At 73.6% G+C, this 17998-nt stretch carries 17 protein-coding genes and 1 tRNA gene; 14 read left to right on the top strand and 4 right to left on the bottom strand.

Going from position 1 to position 17998, the window contains the following annotated elements; all coding sequences use genetic code 11:
- Positions 1 to 59: 59 nt before the first annotated feature.
- Positions 60 to 1466: a sensor histidine kinase gene (locus ACI2LW_RS03210; RefSeq protein ID WP_404729355.1), complete on the bottom strand. Its 1407-nt coding sequence runs from the start codon at positions 1464 to 1466 to the stop codon at positions 60 to 62.
- Between the two features lie 279 nt (positions 1467 to 1745).
- Positions 1746 to 2957: a sensor histidine kinase gene (locus ACI2LW_RS03205; RefSeq protein WP_404729354.1), complete on the bottom strand. Its 1212-nt coding sequence runs from the start codon at positions 2955 to 2957 to the stop codon at positions 1746 to 1748.
- 240 nt (positions 2958 to 3197) lie between these two features.
- On the opposite strand from ACI2LW_RS03205, the gene ACI2LW_RS03200 reads away from it, so the two are divergent.
- The 12 genes from ACI2LW_RS03200 to ACI2LW_RS03145 all read left to right on the top strand — a co-directional run bounded on the left by ACI2LW_RS03200 (position 3198) and on the right by ACI2LW_RS03145 (position 15089).
- Positions 3198 to 3605 (top strand): NADH-quinone oxidoreductase subunit A, encoded by a 408-nt coding sequence (locus tag ACI2LW_RS03200; protein ID WP_404729520.1) that lies wholly within the window; start codon positions 3198 to 3200, stop codon positions 3603 to 3605.
- A complete protein-coding gene (locus ACI2LW_RS03195; protein ID WP_404729353.1) occupies positions 3596 to 4201 on the top strand; it encodes an NADH-quinone oxidoreductase subunit B in 606 nt (201 codons plus the stop codon). The genes ACI2LW_RS03200 and ACI2LW_RS03195 overlap by 10 nt, the downstream gene beginning before the upstream one ends.
- Entirely contained in the window at positions 4198 to 5781 is a 1584-nt protein-coding gene (locus tag ACI2LW_RS03190; protein WP_404729352.1) for an NADH-quinone oxidoreductase subunit C, read from the top strand. Before ACI2LW_RS03195 ends, ACI2LW_RS03190 begins: the two co-directional genes overlap by 4 nt.
- On the top strand, positions 5778 to 6746 hold the full coding sequence (locus tag ACI2LW_RS03185) for an NADH-quinone oxidoreductase subunit H (RefSeq protein ID WP_404729351.1): 969 nt from the start codon (positions 5778 to 5780) through the stop codon (positions 6744 to 6746). The genes ACI2LW_RS03190 and ACI2LW_RS03185 overlap by 4 nt, the downstream gene beginning before the upstream one ends.
- Positions 6747 to 6748: 2 nt before the next feature.
- Positions 6749 to 7300, top strand: coding sequence for a NuoI/complex I 23 kDa subunit family protein (locus tag ACI2LW_RS03180; RefSeq protein ID WP_404729350.1), 552 nt, complete (start codon positions 6749 to 6751; stop codon positions 7298 to 7300).
- Positions 7297 to 7911, top strand: coding sequence for an NADH-quinone oxidoreductase subunit J (locus tag ACI2LW_RS03175; protein ID WP_404729349.1), 615 nt, complete (start codon positions 7297 to 7299; stop codon positions 7909 to 7911). The genes ACI2LW_RS03180 and ACI2LW_RS03175 overlap by 4 nt, the downstream gene beginning before the upstream one ends.
- Positions 7911 to 8294: an NADH-quinone oxidoreductase subunit NuoK gene (gene nuoK / locus ACI2LW_RS03170; protein WP_404729348.1), complete on the top strand. Its 384-nt coding sequence runs from the start codon at positions 7911 to 7913 to the stop codon at positions 8292 to 8294. The genes ACI2LW_RS03175 and nuoK overlap by 1 nt, the downstream gene beginning before the upstream one ends.
- Positions 8291 to 10285 (top strand): NADH-quinone oxidoreductase subunit L, encoded by a 1995-nt coding sequence (locus tag ACI2LW_RS03165; RefSeq protein ID WP_404729347.1) that lies wholly within the window; start codon positions 8291 to 8293, stop codon positions 10283 to 10285. The genes nuoK and ACI2LW_RS03165 overlap by 4 nt, the downstream gene beginning before the upstream one ends.
- A 6-nt stretch (positions 10286 to 10291) precedes the next feature.
- On the top strand, positions 10292 to 11920 hold the full coding sequence (locus tag ACI2LW_RS03160; RefSeq protein WP_404729346.1) for an NADH-quinone oxidoreductase subunit M: 1629 nt from the start codon (positions 10292 to 10294) through the stop codon (positions 11918 to 11920).
- Positions 11917 to 13452, top strand: a complete 1536-nt coding sequence (locus ACI2LW_RS03155; protein ID WP_404729345.1) for an NADH-quinone oxidoreductase subunit N — start codon at positions 11917 to 11919, stop codon at positions 13450 to 13452. The genes ACI2LW_RS03160 and ACI2LW_RS03155 overlap by 4 nt, the downstream gene beginning before the upstream one ends.
- Before the next feature lie 384 nt (positions 13453 to 13836).
- Positions 13837 to 14700: a zinc metalloprotease HtpX gene (gene htpX / locus ACI2LW_RS03150; RefSeq protein ID WP_404729344.1), complete on the top strand. Its 864-nt coding sequence runs from the start codon at positions 13837 to 13839 to the stop codon at positions 14698 to 14700.
- Positions 14697 to 15089 carry a YccF domain-containing protein gene (locus tag ACI2LW_RS03145; protein WP_404729343.1) on the top strand — a complete coding sequence of 131 codons (393 nt, stop codon included), beginning with the start codon at positions 14697 to 14699 and terminating at the stop codon, positions 15087 to 15089. Before htpX ends, ACI2LW_RS03145 begins: the two co-directional genes overlap by 4 nt.
- Before the next feature lie 182 nt (positions 15090 to 15271).
- Here ACI2LW_RS03145 and ACI2LW_RS03140 read toward each other — a convergent pair whose 3' ends face one another.
- Positions 15272 to 16546, bottom strand: coding sequence for an APC family permease (locus ACI2LW_RS03140; protein ID WP_404729342.1), 1275 nt, complete (start codon positions 16544 to 16546; stop codon positions 15272 to 15274).
- Positions 16547 to 16733: 187 nt separating this feature from the next.
- Between ACI2LW_RS03140 and ACI2LW_RS03135 the strand changes: the two genes are divergently transcribed.
- Complete coding sequence (locus ACI2LW_RS03135; protein ID WP_404729341.1) at positions 16734 to 17000, top strand: GlsB/YeaQ/YmgE family stress response membrane protein; 267 nt, start codon at positions 16734 to 16736, stop codon at positions 16998 to 17000.
- A gap of 144 nt (positions 17001 to 17144) precedes the next feature.
- Here ACI2LW_RS03135 and ACI2LW_RS03130 read toward each other — a convergent pair whose 3' ends face one another.
- Positions 17145 to 17633 carry a YajQ family cyclic di-GMP-binding protein gene (locus ACI2LW_RS03130; RefSeq protein ID WP_404729340.1) on the bottom strand — a complete coding sequence of 163 codons (489 nt, stop codon included), beginning with the start codon at positions 17631 to 17633 and terminating at the stop codon, positions 17145 to 17147.
- 255 nt (positions 17634 to 17888) lie between these two features.
- Here ACI2LW_RS03130 and ACI2LW_RS03125 point away from each other — a divergent pair.
- Positions 17889 to 17970 (top strand) — tRNA-Tyr (locus ACI2LW_RS03125).
- The last annotated feature ends 28 nt before the right edge of the window (positions 17971 to 17998 follow it).

Here is a 17998-nt window from a genome sequence, read left to right as displayed (position 1 = left end):
GGCGGGCGCCGGGCGTGACCCGCGGGCGCGGAGCTGCGCGCGCGGCGGGCGGGATCCGCTCAGCGCCGCCAGGGCAGTTCCGCCGTCACCCGGGTGGGCCCGCCGGGCGGCGAGTCGACGACGAGGATGCCGTCGACCGCGTCCAGCCGCTCGGCCAGCCCCGCCAGGCCCGACCCGGCGGCCGCGTCCGCGCCGCCGACCCCGTCGTCCGTGACCTGCAGCATCAGCCGGTCGTCCGTCCGCCACACGTCCACCGTGGCGGACCGGGCCCCGCTGTGCTTGCTGATGTTCTGCAGCAGCTCCGAGACGGTGAAGTAGGCGATCCCCTCGATGGCCGGCGCCGGCCGCTCGGCCAGGTCCACCTCCATCCGCACCGGCACCGTGCAGCGCGAGGCCACCGAGGACAGGGCCGCGTCCAGGCCGCGGTCGGTCAGCACGGCCGGGTGGATGCCCCGCGCCAGGTCCCGCAGCTCCTGGAGGGCGGTCTTCACCTCGCCGTGCGCCTCGTCCACCATCCGGGCCGCCTCCCGCGGGTCCTCGGCGAGCTTCTCCTTCGCCAGGCCCAGGTCCATGGCCAGGGCCACCAGCCGGGCCTGCGCCCCGTCGTGCAGGTCCCGCTCGATGCGCCGCAGGTCCGCCGCCGCCGTGTCGACCACGACCCCGCGGTCCGACTCCAGCTCCACCACCCGCGCCGACAGCCGCGACGGCCCGAGCAGTCCGTGGACCAGCACCCGGTCCACCATCGTCAGCGCCCGCACGATCCACGGCGTGGCCAGCGTGAACAGCAGCCCCACCAGCCCGGTCACCGCGATCTCGAACGGGTTGTCGAGGAAGATCCGGTGGTGCTCGTCCCCGTAGAGCTGGACGCCGCCCTGGCCGGCCCACAGCGGGAAGACCCAGAACCACAGCGGATACGTCAGCAGCGTCCACCCTGTCGACCACACGGTCACGGCCACCACGAACGACAGCACCGACCAGGGGAACTGCAGGACCGCGTAGAGCAGGGCCCGCCACGAGGCGCCGCTCTTCAGCACCGCCCCGGTCCAGGCCAGCACGCCGTGCCGCCGCATCCGCAGCGGCTCCGGCTCGCCCACCTCCAGGCCCAGCAGTCCGCGCGCCCGGGCCCGCTCCAGCGCGCCGAGCCCGCGGCAGCCGGCCAGCGCGCCCGCCAGCACCGGGATCCCCAGGAAGGTCACCAGCAGGCCGACGCCGAGCGAGACCATCGTGACGGCGTACGTGAACAGCAGGATCCCGATCGGCAGACTCAGCAGCACGTACCCGAACTCGCGCCAACTGCGCGCCTCGAACGGCGCCCGCAGCCCGGCCGGCAGCCGGTGCCACCCCCCGCCGTGCCCGGCGCCGCGGGATCCGGTGCCACCGGTGCCACCGGTGCCGCGGAACCCGTTCCCCTGCCCGTGCTCCGGCCGGTACTCGCGTCCGTACCCGATTCCGTACTCGGTGGCCATCGGCGTCGTCCCGTTCCCCTCGTCGTGCTGCTCGACCGTCGTGTCCGCGGCTTCCTTCCGCCGTACCCCCAGCTTGCTCGGCCGCAGGTCACCGGGCCATGGAGCGCGTCGGCGTCTTCGGGCGGGGGTTTTCCCCACCCCGGAGACCGGAGATCCGGAGACCGGAGATCCGGAGACCGGAGACCGAGACCCCTGGAGAGCACACCGGCGCACACCGGCATCAGGTGTGGGCGCCGTTCCTCACCGGCGGGCGCCGATGCTCAGCGGGGGCGCCGCTCCTCACCGGCCTGCGCCGTCCGTCCGGTCGCGCCAGGGGAGCTCCGCCGTGACGGTCGTCGGGCCGCCCGGCGGGGAGTCGACGACGAACAGGCCGTCGACGGCGTTCAGCCGCTCGGCCAGACCGCGCATGCCCGTCCCGCCGTCCAGGCTCGCCCCGCCCCGGCCGTCGTCCCACACCTGGATGAGCAGCCGCTCCTCCGCGCGCCACACGTCGACCGAGGCCGACCGGGCCCCGCTGTGCTTGCTGATGTTCTGCAGCAGCTCGGAGACCGTGAAGTAGGCGATCCCCTCGATGGCCGCCGCCGGACGCGCGTCCAGGTCGGCGGTCACCTTCACCGGCACCGTGCAGCGCGAGGCCACCGAGGACAGGGCCGCGTCCAGGCCGCGGTCGGTCAGCACGGCCGGGTGGATGCCCCGCGCCAGGTCCCGCAGCTCCTGGAGCGCGAGCTTCACCTCGCCGTGCGCCTCCTCGACCATCGCGGCGACGTGCTCGTCCGCCCGGCCCTCCAGCAGCTTCTCCTTGGCCAGGCCCAGCCCCATGGCCAGGTTCACCAGCCGGGCCTGCGCACCGTCGTGCAGATCCCGCTCGATACGGCGCAGATCGGCGGCGGCCGTGTCGACCACGACACCCCGGTCGGACTCCAGTTCGGCGATGCGCCGCTCCAGGTCGTCCGAGGGCGACAGCAGGGCCCGCGCCATCGCCCGGTCCACGTTCGCCAGACCCCGGGCGAGGAAGGGCAGCACCGGCCACAGCACGAACAGCGAGGTCAGGATGACGGAGAAGGTGAAGACGCCCCACGGCATCCGGATGAGGCCGTACAGCGCGGACCGCCAGCCCACCGGGTCCTTCAGCATCAGCCACAGCCCGTCGAGCACGCCCTTGGTGCGGCGCAGCGGCAGCGGGCTCGGCTCGTCGATCTGCGTCCCCAGCGCCGCCCGGACCCGGGCCCGCTCCAGCCGGCCCAGCAGCCGCGCGCCCATCAGCCCGGCCGCCAGCAGCGGGAACCCGATCACGGTGAGCGTCATCGCGGCGCCGGTGCTGAGCACCGTCACCACGTAGACGAAGCCGAACAGCGACACCGGCAGATTCATCAGGAGATGCGTGATCTCCTTCCAGGTGGGCAGGTCGTAGGCGAAACGGGGCGGAGGCAGGGGCCGGCTGTCCTCGGCGCAGGCCACCGCCGGACCGTCGGAGGAGATGCGTGCGGTCATGTGCGCCAGCGTGCCGCTTGACGGGGATCCGCGCCATGAGGTCGGCCGCACGGGCCGGCGGGGGAAAACCCCACCCCCGCCTCCCGCGGTGCGGCCGTGCGGCCGCCCCGGCCGTGCGGCGGTGCGGCGGGCCGGTCACCCGGGCTGCTTACCGTGTCTTTATCAGGGCCTAGACTCCCGTGCGTACAGATCGTCGAACACGATGAGGCCAGGAACGAGGGACGGACGGTGCCTGAGACGTTGCGGGAGACGCTGCGGGAGTCGACCGTCGTCGTCGCGGCGGACTACTTCCACTCCTACTCGGTCGTCGGACTGCTCGCCGTGGTGGGCGTGCTGTTCGTGGCCGTCGCCTTCGCAGCGGGCCGCCTGCTGCGCCCGGTGGTCCCCACGCCCGAGAAACTCCTGACCTACGAGTGCGGGGTCGACCCCGTGGGCGAGGGCTGGGCCCACACCCAGGTCCGCTACTACGTCTACGCGTTCCTGTACGTCGTCTTCGCCGTCGACTCGATCTTCCTGTTCCCCTGGGCGACCGTCTTCGCCGCTCCCGGCTACGGCGCCGCGACGCTCGTGGAGATGTTCATCTTCCTCGGCTTCCTGGCGGTGGGCCTGCTGTACGCCTACAAGAAGGGCGTCCTGACATGGACGTGAATCCCGAGCCCGTCCTGCTGCCCGAGCCGAGGAGGCTGGGCGCGCTCGCCCGGCTGGCTCCCGAGCCGATGAAGGTCGTCCTGAACTGGGGCCGCCGCTACTCGCTCTGGGTCTTCAACTTCGGCCTGGCCTGCTGCGCGATCGAGTTCATCGCCGCGTCCATGGCCCGCCACGACTTCATCCGGCTCGGCGTGATCCCGTTCGCGCCCGGACCGCGCCAGGCCGACCTGATGGTCGTCTCCGGCACGGTCACGGACAAGATGGCCCCGGCCGTCAAGCGCCTGTACGAGCAGATGCCCGAGCCGAAGTACGTCATCTCCTTCGGCGCCTGCTCCAACTGCGGTGGCCCGTACTGGGACTCGTACTCCGTGACCAAGGGCGTCGACCAGATCATCCCGGTGGACGTCTACGTCCCCGGCTGCCCGCCGCGCCCCGAGGCGCTGCTCCAGGGCATCCTCAAGCTCCAGGAGAAGATCGCCCGGGAGTCGCTGGGGGAGCGGTACGCGAGCGAGCCCGCCCGCCCTTCGGCGGCGGCGCTGCGGAGCGGGCTGGTGCGGCCGCCCGCCTCCGGCCCGGCCGAGGGGGAGGGACGATGACGGGGGCCGGCTGGCTGCCCGCGCCCGCCGAGGAGCTGTTCGGTCCCGGGGCCACGGCGGCGGAGTCCTACGAGGTCCTGACGGTCGACGTGCCGCCGGCCGCGTGGGTGCCCGCGCTGCGGACCGCCCGCGACGAGCTGGGCTGCACCTACTTCGACTGGCTGAGCGCGGTCGACGAACCGGGCGCGGGCTTCCACGTCTGCGCCCATGTCGCGGCCCTCGCGCCGGTGCGGCGGCTGCTGCTGCGGACGACCGTCCCGCACGAGGCTCCGGAGCTGCCCACCGCCGTGGACGTCTACGCGGGCGCGGCCTGGCACGAGCGCGAGACCCACGAGATGTTCGGCGTCCGCTTCGAGGGCCACCCCGGCCTGGAGCACCTGCTGCTCCCGGAGACCTTCGAGGGCCACCCCCTGCGCAAGGACTTCGTGCTGGCCGCCCGGGTGGCCAAGGCGTGGCCGGGCGCGAAGGAGCCGGGCGAGTCGGAGCACGGCGGCCCCAAGCGCCGCCAGATGCTGCCGCCGGGCGTCCCCGACCCCAACGAGTGGGGCCCGCTCAAGGGCCAGCTCCCGCCCGCGCCGGCCCGCCCGGCCAGGGGCGCCGGCCGGGCGGCGGGCGAGCGTCCGGCGCGCGCGGCCGGCGACCGCCCGGTGCGCCGCGCGCGTACGGCGGCGGAGGGCTCGGCGAGCCAGACGGGCGCCGGTGAGGCGGCGGGCGCCGGTGAGGCCGCACCGCGGGCAGGGGCGGCGGACGCCCCCGCTGCCGCCCGCCCGCGGCGGATGCGGAGCGCGAGCCAGGGCTCGGTGAGCCAGAGCGCGTCCCGCGCCGGCGACACGCCCGAGGAGCAGGGAGCCCCGGCACGGCAGCGGGCCGCGGCGGAAGGCACCCCGCCGGGGAGCCCGGCCGCCGGCGAGCCGGGCGCGGAAACCGCGCGGACCCGGCAGCCCGCGCAGGCAGCCGCGGAGGCCGGGCGGGGCGGGCAGGCCGCCGGGCAGGCCGGTGAGCGCGCGCAGGCGGCGGCCGAAGGCCCGGCCGCGGAGGCGTCCATCGCCCACGAGCCCACCGCCCAGAGGCCAGCCGCCCACGAGCCGGCGGCCGATGAGTCGACCGCCCACGAGCCGGCCGCCGGTGAGACGGCTGCCCACGAGCCGGCCGCTCCGGCCGAGCGGGCGCCTTCCGCCCCGCCCACGGCTCGCCCCCGGCGGGCGCGCAGCGCGTCCGAGGGCTCGGCCTCGCAGAGGGCAGGGGCGGACGCGCCCGGAGGGCCTGCTCCGTCCCGTGCCCCGCGCAGTTCGGACGCCCCCTGGCACCACGCCCGCCCGGCGTTCGACGAACCCGGGAAACCGGCCGGACCCGGCCACCCCGAGCCCGAACCCGAGCCGGAACGGAAGCGCGAGGACGGCCACCCCGGGACCGGCACCCCCGGCACCCCGGACCGGACCCCGGACACCCCGGACCGGACCCCGGACACCCCGGACCGGACCCCGGACAGCGAGCAAACCGACAGCGCACACACCGACAGCGAGCAAACCGACAGCGAACGCACCCCCGGCAGCGAACCCACCGAAGGAGGCCCGCAGTGAACGACGCGGTCGACGTCGCCCTGCGACTCCTGGTCGTCTTCGCGGTCTTCCTCTCCTTCCCGCTGATCGTCGGCCAGACCGAGCACAAGGTGATGGCCCATATGCAGGGCCGCCTCGGCCCCATGTACGCCGGCGGCTTCCACGGCTGGGCGCAGCTCGTCGCGGACGGCGTGAAGTTCGCGCAGAAGGAGGACGTGGTCCCGGCGGGCGCCGACCGCCGGGTCTTCCAGCTCGCTCCCGCCGTGGCCCTGCTGCCGTACCTGCTGGTGCTGCTCGCCATCCCGATCGGGCCCGGCGAGGGCGCCGTCGGCCAGGTGCTCGACGCGGGCGTCTTCTTCGTGCTCGCCGTCATGGGCGTCGGCGTCCTCGGCTCGCTGATGGCCGGGTGGGCCTCCGCCAACAAGTTCTCCCTGCTCGGCGGACTGCGCACCGCCGCCCAGCTCCTCGCCTACGAGCTGCCGATGCTGCTCGCCGCCGCCTCGGTGGCGATGGCCGCCGGCACGGTCTCCCTGCCGGGCATCCTGCACGCCTTCCACTGGTGGTGGCTGCCCTGGCAGATCGTCGGCGCGGTCGTCTTCTTCGTCGCCGGGCTCGCCGAACTGCAACGCCCGCCGTTCGACATGCCCGTCGCCGACTCGGAGATCATCTTCGGCGCGTACACCGAGTACACCGGTCTGCGTTTCGCGCTGTTCCTCCTCGCCGAGTACGCCGGGATCGTCGTCCTGTGCGGTCTGACCACGGTGCTGTTCCTCGGCGGCTGGCACGGGCCCTGGGGCGCCGACGGTCTCGGCTGGGTGTGGACGCTGCTGAAGACGGCCGTCCTCGCCTTCGTCGTGATCTGGCTGCGCGTCACCTACCCGCGTCTGCGCGAGGACCAGCTGCAGAAACTCTCCTGGACCCTCCTCGTCCCCCTCTCCCTCGCCCAGATCGCCCTCACCGGCGTCGTCAAGGTGGTGTTCCAGTAGCCATGGCTCCGATTCCCGGCAGCGGCCTGGCCAAGGGCCTGGCCGTCACCCTGCGCACGATGACGAGGAAGACCGTCACCGAGCAGTACCCGGACGCCCAGCCCGAACTGCCGCCCCGCACCCGCGGCGTGATCGGCCTGTTCGAGGAGAACTGCACGGTCTGCATGCTGTGCGCCCGCGAGTGCCCGGACTGGTGCATCTACATCGACTCCCACAAGGAGACGGTGCCGGCGGCCGTCCCCGGCGGCCGTGACCGCAGCCGCAACGTCCTCGACCGCTTCGCCATCGACTTCGCGCTGTGCATGTACTGCGGCATCTGCATCGAGGTCTGTCCTTTCGACGCGCTGTTCTGGTCCCCGGAGTTCGAGTACGCCGAGACCGACATCCGCGACCTCACCCACGAGCGCGACAAGCTCCGCGAGTGGATGTGGACCGTTCCGGCGCCGCCCGCCCTGGACCCGGCCGCGGAGGAACCCAAGGAACTCGCCGCCGCCCGCAGGACCGCGGAGAAGCTCGCCGCCGCCCGCACCGAGCCCGAGGAGGGGAACGCGTGAGCCCCGCCGCCGCAGCACCCCACGGCTTCCTCTCCCCGACCGGCGTCGAGGTCGCCTTTCTCCTGGTCGGCCTGGCCACCCTCGGCGCCGCGCTGGTCACCGTCACCACCCGGCAGCTCGTGCACGCCGCCCTGTGGCTGGTGGTGGCGCTCGGCGGCCTCGCCGTCGAGTACCTCCTGCTCACCGCGGAGTTCATCGCCTGGGTCCAGGTCCTCATCTACGTCGGTTCCGTCGTCGTCCTCCTCCTGTTCGGTCTGATGCTCACCAAGGCCCCCATCGGCCGCTCCCCGGACGCCGACTCCGGCAACCGCTGGGCGGCCCTCACCGTCGCCGTGGCCGCCGCGGCCGCCCTGGTCTGGGTGGTCGTCGACGCCTTCCGCACCACCTGGATCGACCTGGACGGGGCCGCGGCCGGCTCCACCGAGGTCACCGGCGCCGCCCTCTTCCAGAACTGGGTGCTGCCCTTCGAGGCGCTCTCCGTCCTCCTGCTGGCCGCCCTGGTCGGCGCGATCGTCCTGTCCCGCAGGGCCGGGACGGCCGGGGCGGCCGGGGCGGCCCGCACCCTGCCGGACGCCCCCGCCGCGCGGGACGAGCGGGAGGAGGTCCGCTGATGCACCTCGCCTACCCCGCCGTGCTCTCCGCCCTGCTGTTCAGCACCGGCCTGTACGGAGTCCTCGCCCGCCGCAACGCGATCCTGGTCCTGATGTCGGTCGAGCTGATGCTGAACGCCGTCAACCTCGACCTGGTCGCCTTCGACGTCTGGCTCAGCCGGACCGCCACCGAGACCCTGCACTCCGGCCAGGCACTGACCCTGTTCACCATCGCCATCGCCGCCGCCGAGATCGGCATCGGACTGGCGATCGTCCTCGCCGTGTACCGCAACCGCGGCACCTCGGACATCGACCGTCTCCGCGACGCCGCCGAGGGCCCCGACGACGACGGCGACACCGCCGCGACCGCGCGGGCCGCCGAGAAGGCCGAGGCCACCGCGTGACCACGACCACCCTCGCCGTCCTCGTCCCCCTCCTGCCGTTCCTGGGCGCCGCCGCCGGCCTGCTCCTCGGGCGCACGGCACCCGGCTACGTACGGCCCCTCGCCGTCCTGCCGACCCTCGCCTCCCTGGTCCTCGCCGTACTGGTCGCCGCCCGGCAGGCCGGCGGCCGGGCGATCGACTCCGCCACCGAGCTCACGCCCACCGGCTCCGTCCCGATCGAACTCGCCCTGCACATCGACGGCTTCGCCGCGCTCGTCGCCGTCCTGGTCGGCGTCGTCGCCACCTGTGTGCAGATCTACTCGACGGGCTATCTGCGCGACGACCCGCGCTACCCCTCGTACGCCGCCCTGGTCTCCCTGTTCACCTCCGCGATGTTCCTCGTCGTCTACTCCGGCGACCTGATCGTGCTGCTGGTCGGCTGGGAAGTCATGGGCATCTGCTCCTACTTCCTGGTCGGCCACTACTGGGAGACCCCCGAGGCCCGCGCCGCCTCCCTGAAGGCCTTCCTGGTCACCAAGCTCGGCGACGTGCCCTTCCTGATCGGCCTGTTCGCGCTCGGCACCGCCGCCGGGTCGTTCCGGATCACCCAGGTCCTCGGCACCGTCGCGAGCGGCGGCCTGCACCACCCCACCGTGATCGCCCTGCTGCTCCTCGCGGGCGTGGCCGGCAAGTCCGCGCAGTTCCCGCTGCACACCTGGCTCCCCGACGCGATGGCGGGCCCCACGCCCGTCTCCGCGCTGATCCACGCCGCGACGATGGTCGCCGCCGGTGTCTACTTCACCGCCCGTCTCCTCCCCGTCTTCCAGGCCTCCTCGGCCGCGATCGTCGTCCTGGCCTGCATGGCCGCCGTGACCATGGCCGGCTCCGGCCTCGCCGCGCTCGCCCAGGACGACATCAAGCGCGTCCTCGCCTACTCGACGATCGGCCAGCTCGGCTACATGACCGGCGCGCTCGCCGTCGGCGACCGCGGCGCGGCCGTCTTCCACCTGCTGTCCCACGGCGCCTTCAAGGCGCTGCTCTTCCTCGCCGCCGGCGTGATCATCCACGCCTCCGGCACCAACTCCCTGGCCGCCATGTCCCGGATGAGCGGCCTGCGCGACCGGGTCCCGGACGCCTACTGGACGATGACCGTGGCCCTCCTCGCGCTCGCCGCGATCCCTCCCTTCAGCGGCTTCTTCTCCAAGGAGTCCGTCCTGGGCGCCGCCGAGGACGCCGCCGCCGGACACACCGCCCACGTGCCCGGCGCGGCCGGCTGGACCGTCCTCGTCGCCGGCCTGGTCACCGCCCTGCTCACCGCCGCGTACGCCACGCGCCTGTGGCTGCTCGCCTTCCGCGGACGGGGCGCCGAGGCCCCCGACCACGGCAGGCAGCCCCTGGCCATGAACGCCGTGCTCTGGGTGCTCGCCGTACCCTCCCTCGCCTTCGGCGGCCTCGCCTTCCGCCTCCTGCCCGACTGGTTCGACGGCCACGGCCTCGGCCCCACCACGACCACCTCCGTCCTCGGCACCGGCCTCGCCCTGGCCGGCGGCGTGCTCGCCTACGGCGCCTGGAAGCACACCACCGCGCTCGCCGCCCGCACCCCCCTCGGCGCCGTCGCCGCCCACCCCGAGGCCGACGCCGGAGTCGTCGAGGCCGAGGCCATCGCGAGCCACGAGCCCGCCTACGGCGACATCGCCCACGCACCAGACCCCGCCGACCCCGGACGGCTGCTGCTCGGCCCGCTGCACCGGCACGCCGCGGCCGGCTTCCACCTCGACGCCGTCTACACGGCGCTCTTCGTCCGGCCCGTCCTCGCCGGGGCGAGCCTCGTCCGGTTCCTCGACCGGGAGGTCGTCGAGACCTACGTACGCGGCGCGGGGGCCCTGCCCCGGCTGCTCGGCGCCGCCGTACGGCGCGCCCAGACCGGCAATGTGCAGACCTATGTGAGCGCCCTGCTCGCCGGCACCGTCGTCCTCGCGGTCGCCGCCGTCCTCGTCGCCACGGGAGCGTGAGCAGGCGTGATCGATATCAGCGAGTCCGTGATGCAGTTCCTCCTGGCGTTCACCGTCGCCGTCCCGCTCCTCGGGGCGCTCGCCGCTCTGCTGCCCGCGCCGCCCGGGCTGAAGGGGAAGTCACCCGAGCAGGCCGTGCTCCGGCACGGCGTGACCGTCACCGCCGCCGTCCTGATCGCCGCGATCGTCCTCGCGCTCGGCTTCGACCGCGCCCAGCCGTCGACGATGCAGGCCACCACCGACATCAGCTGGATCCCCGCACTCCACGTGCGCATCCACCTCGGCATCGACGGCATCTCCCTCCCCCTCCTCGTCCTGACCGCGCTGCTGACCTTCCTCTGCGCGCTGTACTCCTACTTCAAGCCGCCCGCGGGAGGCGACCCGAAGGCCTTCGTGGCCCTGCTGCTCCTGCTCGAGACCGGCACCCTGGCCACCTTCGCCGTCCTCGACCTGCTGCTGTTCTTCCTCGCCTTCGAGACGGTGCTCGTCCCGATGTACTTCCTCATCGCCCGCTGGGGCGGCGAGGGCCGCCGGCGGGCCGCCTGGCGGTTCATCCTCTACACCCTGCTCGGCTCGGTCGTCATGCTGCTCGGCCTGCTCCTGATCGGCATCAGGGCCGGCACCTTCGACATGGTGGCACTCGCCACTGACAACGGCCGGTCCCTGACCACGTCCGTGCAGGTCATCGCCGTTCTGGCGATCGGGATCGGGCTCGCGGTCAAGACGCCGATGTGGCCGCTGCACAGCTGGCTGCCCGACGCCCACACCGCCGCGCCCACCGTCGGCTCGGTGCTGCTGGCCGGAGTGCTGCTGAAGATGGGCACCTACGGATTCGTACGGATCCTGCTGCCCGCCGCGCCCGACGGCTTCCGCACCTTCGCGCCGTACCTCGCCGCCTTCGCCGTCGTCGGCATCGTCTACGGGTCCCTCGCCTGCCTCGCCCTCGCCAGACGCGGCGCCAAGGGCGACCTCAAACGGCTCATCGCCTACTCCTCCGTCGGCCACATGGGCTTCGTCCTGCTCGGCATCGCCACCATGACCCCGACCGGAGTCAACGGCGCGCTGTTCGCCAACATCGCCCACGGCCTCATCACCGGCCTGCTGTTCTTCCTGGTCGGCGCGGTGAAGGAGCGCACCGGCAGCACCGACCTCGACACCCTCGCCCTCGCCTCGCCCGGCCGCCGCGCCCCCACGGGCGGCCCCGCCGGACCCGCCCGGACCGGGACCGGCGCCGCCCTCTACGGCAGGGCGCCCCGCCTCGGCGGACTGCTCGCCTTCGGCGCCGTCGCCTCGCTCGGCCTGCCGGGCCTGGCCGGGTTCTGGGGTGAGATGCTCGCCCTGTTCGGCTCCTTCCGGCCCGCCGCCGGCCTCAGCCGCCCCGCCTTCCTCACCTTCATGGCGATCGGCGCCTTCGGCACCCTGCTGACGGCCGCGTACATGCTCGTCGTGGTCCGCCGCGTCTGCATGGGCGAGGCACCCCAGGAGGCCCCCCGGCTCGGCGACGTCCGCGGCTACGAGTTCGCCGCCTGGACACCGCTCGTCGTCCTCACCGTCGTCGCCGGGCTGTGGCCCAGGGCCCTGCTCGGGCTCACCGACCCCGCCGTGCAGCAGCTCCTGGCAGGAGGCACCCGATGAGCGCCCTCGCCCAGCCGCTCGCCCAGCCGGCGGTCCAGTCGGCGGTCCAGTCCGTCGACTGGCTCGCGATCGCTCCGCCCACCCTCACCGCGGTCGTCGCCCTCGCCGTCCTGGTCGCCGACCTCTTCGTGCCCGCGGCGCGCAAACCGCTCCTCGGCTGGACCGCCGTCGCCGGCCTCGCCGCCTCCGCCCTGCTGCTCCTGCCGCTCCTGGACGGCGACCGCAGCACCTTCTGCCTGCCGCGGCAGGCCGGCGTGTGCAGCTACACGGCCGACCACTTCACCCTCGTCATCCAGTTCCTGGTCCTCGGCGGCGCCCTCCTCGCGGCGCTGCTGTCCGTCACCGCCCTGAAGGACGCCCGCGGCGGGCTCCCCGCGGGCGAGTACTGGTTCCTGCTGCTCTCCTCCGCCGCCGGAGCCGCGCTCCTGCCCGCCGCCCGCGACCTGGCCACCCTGGTCGTCGCCCTGGAGGTGGCCTCGCTGCCCGCGTTCGCCCTGGTCGGCCTCCGGCACGGCGACCGCAGGTCCTCCGACGCGGCCCTGAAGTTCTTCCTGTCCTCGGTGACCGCCACCGCCGTCAGCCTCCTGGGCATCAGCTTCGTCTACGCCACCACCGGCACCCTCTACCTCATCCAGATCGCCCAGCGGATCCAGCACGTCGACGGCCAGTTCCACACGCTCGCCCAGACCGGCGTCGTCCTCACCCTCGTCGGCTTCGCGTTCAAGACGGCCGCCGTCCCCTTCCACTTCTGGGTGCCCGACACCTATGTGGGCGCGCCGCTGCCGATCGCCGCCTATCTGTCGGTCGTCGGCAAGGCGGTCGGTTTCACCGGCCTGATCCTCGTCACCGTCGTCGCCTTCCCCGCCTACGCCGGAGCCTGGGGCCCCGCGCTCGCCGTGCTCGCCGCGCTCACCATGACCGTCGGCAACGTCGGCGCCCTGCGCCAGCGGGGCACGCGCGCGTACAGCGCGGTCCGCCTGCTCGCCTGGTCCTCCGTCGGCCAGGCCGGCTACCTCCTGGTCCCCATCGCCGCCGCCGGCTACGCCAAGGACCCGCAGAAGGCGATCGGCTCCACCGTCGCGTACGCCCTGATGTACGCCGCCGTGAACCTCGGCGCCTTCGCCGTGGCCGCGCTGGTGGGCCGCACCCGGCGGCACAACCGCGTCGCGGACTACCGCGGCCTGTACGCCACCAACCCGCTGACCGCCCTGGCCCTGGCCTTCTTCCTGCTCTGCCTGGCCGGGCTGCCCCCCGGCGTCATCGGCCTGTTCGCGAAGGTCACCGTCTTCTCCGCGGCCGTCGACGCCGGACTGGGCTGGCTCGCCGTCGTCATGGCCGTCAACGTCGTCATCGCGCTGTTCTACTACCTCCAGTGGACCGCGCTGCTCTTCCGCGCCCCCGAGGGCGAACCCGTGCGGCACCGGCTCCCCGGCCCCCTGACGGCGGCCCTCGCGCTGACGGCCGTCCTCGGCATCGCCCTGTCCGGCGCGCCCCAGCTGGTCCTGCGGTTCGCCGGCACCGGCCTGTTCTGACGGGCCTTCCGACGGAACCTTCCGACTGACCCTCGCGGGCCCCGTCCGAGCGGCGGACCATCTGCGGGCCCCGTCCGACCGGACCACCCGCGGGCCCGTTCCGGACGTCGCCCCGGGACATCGTCCCCGTACATCGCCGCCGCGGGGCTTCGGCCCGCGCGTGCGGGGCACCCGTCCTGCGCGCGCGTCCGTCCGGTGTCCCGCTCACCCGGACGGCCGCGCGTCCTCGCAGGCACCGGGGAACCCGCGGCCTCCGCCTCGCGTTGACCGGTACAGAAGGGTCCACCGGACAGGGCGCGACCCGCGCCGCGTGACCGGTGACCCGGTGACAGCGAACAGCAGCAAGCGAAGGGTTCCCCTGCCGCACCACTTGGAGGGCGTACCGTGCACCGCCGGCACAACGGGCTCAGGACCGCAGTACTCCTCGGGGGACTGTCCGCACTCATCATCGTCATCGGCAGTTTCTTCGGCCGCAACGGTCTGATCGCCGCCGTCCTCGTCGCCCTCGGCACCAACGCCTACGCGTACTGGAACAGCGACAAGCTGGCCCTGCGCGCCATGCGCGCCCGCCCCGTCAGCGAGTTCGAGGCGCCGGCCCTGTACCGCATGGTCCGTGAGCTCTCCACCCAGGCCCGCCAGCCCATGCCGCGCCTGTACATCTCCCCGACCGAGGCGCCCAACGCCTTCGCCACCGGCCGCAACCCGCGCAACGCCGCCGTGTGCTGCACCGAGGGCATCCTGCGCCTCCTGGACGAGCGGGAGCTGCGCGGCGTCATCGGCCACGAACTCAGCCACGTCTACAACCGCGACATCCTCATCTCCTCCGTCGCGGCCGCCCTCGCCTCGGTGATCATGTTCCTGGTCAACTTCGCCTGGCTGATCCCCGTCGGCCGCTCGGACGACGACGACGGCCCCGGCCTGCTCGGCATGCTCCTGATCATGATTCTCGGCCCGCTCGCGGCCGGGGTCATCCAGCTCGCCATCAGCCGCTCGCGCGAGTACGAGGCCGACGCGTCCGGCGCCCGGATCACCGGCGACCCCCTCGCCCTGGCCAGTGCCCTGCGCAAGCTGGACATCGGCACCAAGCAGCTCCCGCTGCCGCCCGAGCCGCGCATCGAGACCGCGAGTCATATGATGATCGCGAACCCGTTCCGCCCGGGCCAGGGGCTGTCGAGGATGTTCTCCACCCACCCGCCCATGGCGGAGCGGATCGCCCGACTCGAACAGATGGCAGGTCGGCACCGATGAGAACCATCCTCAACGTCATCTGGCTGGTGTTCAGCGGCTTCTGGCTGTTCCTCGGCTACCTCCTCGCGGGTGTGCTGCTGTGCATCACGATCATCGGCATCCCGTTCGGCATCGCGGCCTTCCGCATCGGCCTCTACGCCCTGTGGCCCTTCGGGTACACCACGGTCGAGCGCCGCGACGCGGGCGCGCCCTCCTGCATCGGGAACGTCCTGTGGCTCGTCCTCGCGGGATGGTGGCTCGCCCTGGCCCACATCGCCACCGGCATCGCGCTGTGCGTGACGATCATCGGCATCCCGTTCGGCATCGCCAACTTCAAGCTCATCCCCGTCTCCCTGCTCCCGCTGGGACGCGAGGTCGTCCCCACCGACCAGCCGTTCGCCGCCCGCTGACCACCGCGTCCGTACGGCGGCCACTGTGCCGCCGTGCCCGTAGGGCGGCCACCGCGTCCGTACGGCGGCCACCGCGTCCGTACGGCGGCCACCGCGCTGCCGTGACCGTACGGGGGCTGCCCGGTGCGTTCACGTGCGGTCCGACCCGACCGCGTGATCGCGCCGCCGCGCCCGTACGGCGGCTACCGTGCCGCCGCGGCCCACCGCCGTACCCCGTACGCCGCCGCGCCCGCCGCGAGTACGCCCGCGCCCACGGCCACCGACACCCACGGCAGCGCGAACGCCAGCGCCACGCAGCCGACGAGCCCCACCGCCGGCACCACCCGCCGGACCAGGGCGGGATCGAGCGTCCACGCGGAGGCGTTGGCCACCGCGTAGTAGACCAGCACCCCGAAGGAGGAGAAGCCGATCGCGCCCCGCACGTCCACCGCGGCGGCCGCCACCGCGACCACCGCGCCCACGGCCGCCTCCGTCCGGTGCGGCACCCGGAACCGGGGATGCACCGCGGCCAGCGCGCCCGGCAGATGACCGTCCCGCGCCATCGCCAGCGTGGTGCGCGAGACACCCAGGATCAGCGCGAGCAGCGACCCCAGCGCGGCCACGGCGGCACCGGCCCCTACCACCGGCACCAGCCACCCCGCGCCGGCCGCGCGCACCGCGTCGGCCAGTGGCGCGCTCGCGCGCCCGAGCCCTTCCGGCCCCAGCACGGACAGGGCGGCCACCGCCACACACGCGTACACCGCCAGCGCGATGCCGAGGGCGAGCGGGATGGCGCGGGGAATGGTGCGCGCGGGGTCCCGCACCTCCTCGCCGAGGGTCGCGATCCGCGCGTACCCGGCGAACGCGAAGAACAGCAGCCCGGCGGCCTGCAGCACCCCGCCGGCGCCACCGTGGCCCGACGGGCCGCCGAGGGCCAGGTGCCCGGCGTCGGCGGTGTCCGAGCCCAGGCACACCACGACCACGGCGGCCAGCACCGCCAGCACCACCGCCACGATCACCCGCGTCAGCCACGCCGACCTCTGCACGCCCCCGTAGTTCACCGCGGTCAGCGCCACCACGGCCGCGACCGCCACGGCGTGCGCCTGCCCCGGCCAGACGTACGCGCCCACGGTGAGCGCCATCGCCGCGCACGAGGCGGTCTTCCCCACCACGAACGCCCAGCCCGCCAGGTAGCCCCAGAACCCGCCGAGCCGCTCCCGCCCGTACACGTAGGTGCCGCCGGAGGCCGGGTACCGGGCGGCCAGTCGCGCCGAGGAGGTGGCGTTGCAGTACGCCACCACGGCGGCCACCGCGAGCCCGGGCAGCAGCGCCGGACCGGCCGCGCGCGCGGCCGGGCCCAGGGCGGCGAAGATGCCGGCGCCGATCATCGAGCCGAGCCCGATGACCACGGCGTCCCCGACCCCCAGGGTGCGCCGCAGCCCGGAGTGGGACGCGGAGGCGGAACCGGGGCGTGTCATGGGCCGCACCCTACTGATCGGTGCAACCGTGGGGGGCGGCCGTGGCGTCCCTCAGGTCGACACGGCACGAACACGTGGGAAAAGAGACGGAAAGACGACGCACGGCCTGCGGGCACACAGCCTGCCGCCGCCGGACATCGCAGCGCCGGAACAGCGCAGGCACAGCGTGGAAGGGCAGGTTCAGGGCATGGGCATCATCAGCTGGATCATCCTGGGACTGTTGGCCGGGGCCATCGCGAAGTTCCTGCTGCCGGGGCGCGACCCGGGCGGCTTCATCGGCACGACGCTGATCGGCGTCGCGGGCGCGTTCGTCGGCGGCTGGATCTCGGCCCGCTGGCTGGACCACCCGATCTCCAAGGACTTCTACGACGGCGCGACCTGGGCCGCCGCGATCGGCGGCTCCCTGGTGCTGCTGATCGCCTTCCGCATCCTCTTCGGCAACTCGCGCGACTGAGCCGCCACCGGGTCGCGACCGAGTCGGGGCCCCGCACAGGCACGGGCACGGGCACGGGCACGGGCACGGGCACGGGCACGGGAGAAGGGTGGGCGCCCCCGGGGGCCCACCCTTCTCCCGTCTCTTCCGCCCGGCTGCCCGCGCCTACCGGTAATTCACGAACTGCAGTGCGAAGTCGAAGTCCTGGCCCTTCAGCAGCGCGATCACGGACTGCAGGTCGTCACGGCTCTTGGAGCTGACGCGCAGCTCGTCGCCCTGCACCTGGGCCTTGACCCCCTTGGGGCCCTCGTCCCGGATGAGCTTGGCCACCTTCTTGGCGTTCTCCTGGGAGATGCCCTCCTTGATCGACGCGAAGAGCTTGTACTCCTTGCCGGAGAGCTGGGGCTCGCCCGCGTCCAGGGCCTTCAGCGAGATCCCCCGCTTGATCAGCTTGGACTGGAAGACGTCGAGGACTGCCTTCACCCGGTCCTCGGAGTTCGCCTCCATGAGGATCTTGTCGCCGGACCACGAGATCGAGGCGCCCACGCCCTTGAAGTCGTAGCGCTGCGAGATCTCCTTGGCGGCCTGGTTGAGGGCGTTGTCGACCTCCTGCCGCTCGACCTTCGAGACGATGTCGAAACTGGAGTCGGCCATGTCCTGTGGCTCCTTGTATCGGGTTGTATCGGGGTGTGTCCGGGCGTGCCGGCCTGCGTCGGGGGTGCGTACCGGCGGGCGCGGGAAAGCCGCCGAGCCGGGCCTTCGTACCCGGTCCGCATCCGCCCAAGCCTAGCCACCCGCCGCGCCCGAGGAGCCGATCAACCAGGTGGCGAAGCACCCCTGTGCATCGGGTATTGTTTACGTCGTTGCCGGAGAGCACCGCCGAAAGGCGGTTCGAAGGGCAGCGACCCCGGCGGTGTGCCCGAGCGGCCAAAGGGAGCAGACTGTAAATCTGCCGGCTCAGCCTTCCCAGGTTCGAATCCTGGCGCCGCCACACGGAACAAGGGCCCCGTGACCTCTGC

Origin of the sequence: Streptomyces sp. NPDC004065 (genome assembly GCF_044903565.1) — a bacterium.
Lineage (GTDB): Bacteria > Actinomycetota > Actinomycetes > Streptomycetales > Streptomycetaceae > Streptomyces.
Note: the sequence above shows the minus strand (reverse complement) of the source record. Positions and strands in the feature narration are given on the sequence as shown.